Annotated in this window: 5 protein-coding genes; 3 read left to right on the plus strand and 2 right to left on the minus strand. The window is 49.1% G+C overall.

The genetic code is table 11. The features are described from left to right. Together Q0394_RS11240 and Q0394_RS11245 are read left to right on the plus strand one after the other, a co-directional pair. A partial coding sequence (locus tag Q0394_RS11240; RefSeq protein WP_298947719.1) for a DUF711 family protein occupies positions 1-776 on the plus strand: 776 nt, incomplete at its 5' end. Between the two features lie 108 nt (positions 777-884). Then, complete coding sequence (locus Q0394_RS11245; protein WP_298790967.1) at positions 885-1,577, plus strand: cytochrome-c oxidase; 693 nt, start codon at positions 885-887, stop codon at positions 1,575-1,577. Positions 1,578-1,646: 69 nt separating this feature from the next. Here the strand turns inward: Q0394_RS11245 and Q0394_RS11250 are convergent, their stop codons facing one another. Both Q0394_RS11250 and Q0394_RS11255 read right to left on the minus strand, forming a co-directional pair. Continuing rightward, positions 1,647-2,486: an alpha/beta fold hydrolase gene (locus tag Q0394_RS11250; protein ID WP_298947720.1), complete on the minus strand. Its 840-nt coding sequence runs from the start codon at positions 2,484-2,486 to the stop codon at positions 1,647-1,649. A 2-nt stretch (positions 2,487-2,488) separates the two neighbouring features. Further along, positions 2,489-3,340: a radical SAM protein gene (locus Q0394_RS11255; protein WP_298947721.1), complete on the minus strand. Its 852-nt coding sequence runs from the start codon at positions 3,338-3,340 to the stop codon at positions 2,489-2,491. A 229-nt stretch (positions 3,341-3,569) separates the two neighbouring features. Here Q0394_RS11255 and Q0394_RS11260 point away from each other — a divergent pair, with 229 nt between their 5' ends. Next, positions 3,570-5,159, plus strand: a complete 1,590-nt coding sequence (locus Q0394_RS11260) for an ABC-F family ATP-binding cassette domain-containing protein (protein WP_298947722.1) — start codon at positions 3,570-3,572, stop codon at positions 5,157-5,159. Positions 5,160-5,383: the final 224 nt, after the last annotated feature.

Raw genomic sequence — 5,383 nt, forward strand, 5'->3', positions numbered from 1 at the left:
CCGTCGAGGATAATCCCTTTATGGCGGGCGCATTTCACGGCGTGGGCGAGGCCGAGGTCGTCATAAACGTGGGCGTCAGCGGCCCGGGCGTCGTTAAACGAGCGCTTGAGAAGGTGCGAGGAGCGAGCTTTGACGTGGTAGCAGAGACCGTAAAAAAGACGGCGTTTAAGATCACGCGCATCGGACAGCTCGTCGGTCAAATGGCGTCTGAGCGCCTTGGCGTGAAATTTGGTATCGTCGATCTCTCGCTGGCTCCGACTCCGGCGGTGGGCGATTCAGTCGCACGCGTGCTTGAGGAGATGGGGCTGGAGCGGGTCGGCACGCACGGCACGACCGCGGCTTTGGCGCTGCTAAACGATGCGGTCAAAAAGGGCGGCGTGATGGCGTGCAACCAAGTAGGCGGGCTTAGCGGCGCGTTTATCCCAGTCTCCGAAGACGAGGGTATGATCGCCGCAGTGCGCGCAGGCTCGCTAAGTTTAGAAAAACTCGAAGCGATGACCGCGATCTGCTCGGTGGGGCTCGATATGATCGCGATCCCGCAGGATACGCCCGAGCAGACGATCGCCGCGATCATAGCCGACGAGGCCGCGATCGGCGTGATAAATCAAAAAACGACCGCCGTGCGCATAATCCCAAAAGGCAAAGAAGGCGACACGCTGGAGTTTGGCGGGTTACTCGGCAGCGCGCCGGTGATGAGCGTAAATAAAAACTCATCCGCCGATTTCATCGCCCGTGGCGGCCAGATCCCAGCACCCATTCATAGTTTTAAAAACTAAATTTACAAAGTCCGCTCAAATTTGCGGACTTTATCCTTCAAATTTATACGCGACGTTTAAATATCTTTTAGTTAAAATAACACCAAAATTTATGTTAAGGGGCTATAAATGAAAATTTTACGTTTTTTAGCGGCGCTTTGTTTTGGCGCGGCGGTAGCATCGGCGGCTGGTGACGGCAAGGTAAAAAGCATCGATATTTACGTGACGCCGTACTACTCGGCAAATGACGGCAAAGCCGACTACGTAAAGGTTTACGACAAGATCGACGGTCTGCTAAAAAGCGGCACGCTAGAGGACTTTAAAAGTGCAGAAAAGATCGTGCAGGACGCTCCGCAGATGGTCACGCCGATGACTCTTTTCGTGCTTTCGGCTCGCGCTTACGATCTAGGGCTTCGCGACGAGGCGGTGTTTTGGTTTTATAACGCCAAAAACCGCGCGATCTTGCTAAGAGAGGTTATAAATTTGGACGACGGTAGATTTTTTGAGGTCAAAAGCGCAATAGGAGCGTTTATCAAGCTGGTGGGCGATGTGGTAAATCCATACGCGTTTTGCGACATCAAAAAGCAGCAAGATATCATGGCAAAATCGCTTGAGTGGAGCAAAGCAAATGTTTACGAAGCTATGTTTTTACCGGAGTTTGCGTCGCCTCACGCAGATAGAAAAGCGGCTCTTGCAAAAGCAATAGAAGCTCTAGAAATACGCGCGCAAAAAGAAAAAGACTATTTTCTGAATGATGAAAATTTGGCTAAATTTAAAGCCATGCGCAAGCAAAATAGAACCGACGAGAGGTTTTGTTTTTAAGAAAGCTAAAAATTTAACCGTTAAATTTAACCAAGTGAGCCTCATCAAATTTACCGCTGCAGCCCCGCCCTACTCGCCTAGCTTCTGCGCTAATTTTTCCCAAAGCTCGCTTAAGCCTAGGATATCGTTATGACCGGCATTTAGCTCGTAAATTTTATCTCCAGGCTTTAGAAAGTTAAGCAGCCTGCGCGAATTATCCACGCCGATTAGCTCGTCATGCTTGCCGTGAAATATCGTCACCGGCCCGCCAAAACTGCCGACGAACTCAAACGTAGGGATTTTGTATTTGATTAAAAATTTAGGCACGAACGGCATTTTCTCGCGCGCTAGCTCCTCTAGGCTAAAATACGGCGCGATCAAAATCAGCCGCTTAGCGCCGTATTTCTGCGCCGTGCAAGCCGCTAGCCCGCTACCCACCGAGTAGCCCAGCGCCGTGACCTCGCCCGCATCATACTCGCGCAAAACCGCCTGCATCATCGCGTCCGCATCTGCATAAAGCTGCTCCTGCGAGCCTATCTCGCCGCCGCTCTTGCCGTAGCCTCGGTAGTCAAACAGGTAAAAATCATAGCCCAAATCCGTAAAATACTGCGCGTACTTGCCCCAGCCTTGCAGATTGCCCGCATTGCCGTGGAAAAATATCACCGCGCCGTTTTTCGCTTTTCGTTCACCGTTCTCGTCGCTATAAATTTGCCCGCCGTCCCTACTCTGCGCTAAAAACTTAAGACCGCTTATCCACGTGCCGTTTGCGTCTAGTCTGATCTCCTCAAACGGCTGATCAAAGCTAAAATCATGGTTTGGCTCAAGCTTGCTCGGGAAAAATATCATCCGTTCCTGAAAAAAATAAAGCAGCGCCAAAACCGCAACGTATAATACGCAAAGCACGATACAAAGCCGAAAAATTACGTTCATTTTTACCTTTCAAATTTATCTGCGTCGGATTTTCTCCGCTCAAAAAATATCCTAACCCTATCGCCAAGATCGCTTCCAAATTTCTCCTGCGCCGCTAGCCTGATCTCATCCGCTAGCCGCTCGAAATAGCCATCATCGCCGAAAAGATAAATTTGCTTATAAAGCGGCAAAAGCGCGGGGAAATTTCGCCCGATGAAAGCTAGAATTTTATCCCTAAAATTAGGATAGAGATTTAGCCTATCAAACCAAATTTCATCCGCCGCGTCGCCGTAACGAGATATGATATCAAAAACAGGCGTGATCTGCGGGAAAATCGGCGCGACGAAGATATATGTTTTCACTCCCGCGGCGCGCAGTTTTTTTATCGCTGCGATCCTTGCTTCGACGGAACTTGCATTAGGCTCGAGCATGCGGCGTAAGCTTTCGTCTATCACACTCAAACTCACGCCTACGCGGACTTTTGGCATGGTTTGCAGCAGGTCTATGTCGCGCGTCACGAGGCTTGATTTGGTTAAAATTTGCAGGTTTACATCCGAGCCAGCAAGCGTTTCAAGGACTTTTCGCGTAGCCCCAAAGCGCGCCTCGTACGGATTATAACAGTCGGTGACCGAGCTCATAAATACGCGCTCGTTGCCGTGCGAAGCGGCAAATTTAACCAAGCACGCCGTATCAAAATCCTTCACATCCAAAAACTCGCCCCACGCCTCCTCGTGCCCCGTGGCGCTGCGCATAAACTCGGCGTAGCAGTAGATGCAGCCGTGCGGGCAGCCTACGTATGGGTTGATCGCGTAGCCGCCGCTGCCGATTTTGGAGCGCGAGAGGATATTTTTGGCGCGGATTTTTGCGATTTGCATTTTGATTTTTGCCTTTGATTGCGTGGATTTTATGAGGGATTTTAGCGAAAATTTGGACTTTAAGCTAAAACGACGCAGTTTTACCGATAAAAAGATAAGCTTATCAAATCTAAGCTCGTTTTATAACCTACCCAAGTAGCACGCTATGCCTTTTTGCCGAAGTTTATACTAATTTTAAACGATTTTTTGGCACAATCTAGGATTTTAAAAGTAAAATTTAAGGGTAAATATGCTTGAAGTCAAAAATTTATTGATGAGATTTAACGCACAGCTGCTATTTGAGGACGTAAATCTAAAACTCACTCGCGGCAACCGCTACGGTCTCATCGGCGCAAACGGCGCGGGAAAATCGACGTTTTTAAAAATCCTTGCAGGCGAGATCGAAGCAAACAGCGGCGAAATCGTCATCGAAAACGGGCTAAAAGTAGGCGTGCTAGGTCAAGATCAGTTCGCGTTTGAAAACTTTAGCGTCAAGGATGCCGTGCTATACGGCAACAAGCGCCTCTACGACGCCGTCAAAGAAAAAGAAAAGCTCTACATGAGTGAGGAGTTTACCGACGCTATAAACGACCGTCTAGCGCAGCTTGAGATGATAAGCGCTGAGGAGGATCCTAGCTACGAGTATGAGGTGCGTATCGAAAAAATCCTAAGCTCGCTTGGCTTTAGCGACTTTGAAAAACCGATGAGCGAGGTCGAAAACTCGGATAAATTTAAAGTCCTGCTAGCTCAAGTGCTCTTTCCAAAGCCGGACATTCTTTTCCTCGACGAGCCCACGAACAACCTTGATATCGATAGCATAAAATGGCTAGAAAACGAGCTAAACCGCCACGAGGGCACGATGGTGTTAATCAGCCACGACCGCCACTTTTTAAACGCGGTTTGCACGCACATCCTGGACGTCGACTTTAAGAAAATCAGGCAGTTTGCGGGCAACTACGACGACTGGTACATCGCCTCGACGCTCGTGGCCAAACAGCACGAGATGGAGCGCGACAAAAAGCTAAAAGAAAAAGAGGAGCTAGAGAAATTTATCGCGCGATTCTCGGCAAACGCGAGCAAAGCCCGCCAAGCAACCAGCCGCCAAAAGCAGCTAAACAAACTCGACATCGAGGAGATCAAAGTCTCTAGCAGACGCGATCCTAGCATACTTTTCCGCACCAAACGCGACATCGGCAATGAGATCCTGGAGGTGCGCGGCATCAGCAAAACATACGACAAGGTTTTATTTGAAAATTTTAGCTTCAGGCTCGAAAAGAACGACAAGGTCGCCATCATCGGCGCAAACGGCGTAGGCAAAAGCACGCTGGCTAAAATCATCATCGGCGAGGTTGCTCCAGATAGCGGCGACGTGCACGTTGGCGCTACGATAGAACCTAGCTACTTCGCGCAGGACACGACAAATAAAATCACCGGCGAGCTCAAACTCTACGAGTGGCTGCAAGACGAAAATAATAAAGACCTAGACGAGATCCGCAAGTGCCTAGGACGCATGCTATTTAGCGGCGCCGAGCAGGAAAAATCAGTCGGCAGCCTAAGTGGCGGCGAGAAACACCGCCTGATGCTAAGCCGCCTGATGCTAGAGCGCGGCAATCTACTCGTGCTAGACGAGCCAAACAACCACCTCGACCTCGAAGCTATCATCGCTCTAGGCGAGGCGCTGTATAAATTCGGCGGCAACGTCATCTGCGTGAGCCACGACCGCGAGCTCATCGACGCCTTCGCCAACCGCATCATTCATCTCAAAGGAAACGGCGAAGTAGTCGATTTTAAGGGAACTTTTGAAGAATACGCCGCGATGAACGAGGGAGCGACGGCTTAAATTTTGATTTTAGCTTTGACTGGGCGGGCAAATTTGACGCTCGCTAAATTTGAAATCAAATCCAAGCGGCAAATTTAACTCGGTTTTACTGCTTTTTGGAGTTAAATTTTACTCGCCTAGACCCGCACCTTTAAAATGCTAAATTTGGGTTGATTAAATTTGGTGTTGCAAATTAAGTTCTTTGAGTAAAAAACAACCGTTTAAGGTTGTTTTTTACTTTGTTG

Origin of the sequence: uncultured Campylobacter sp. (genome assembly GCF_938039205.1) — a bacterium.
GTDB lineage: Bacteria > Campylobacterota > Campylobacteria > Campylobacterales > Campylobacteraceae > Campylobacter_A.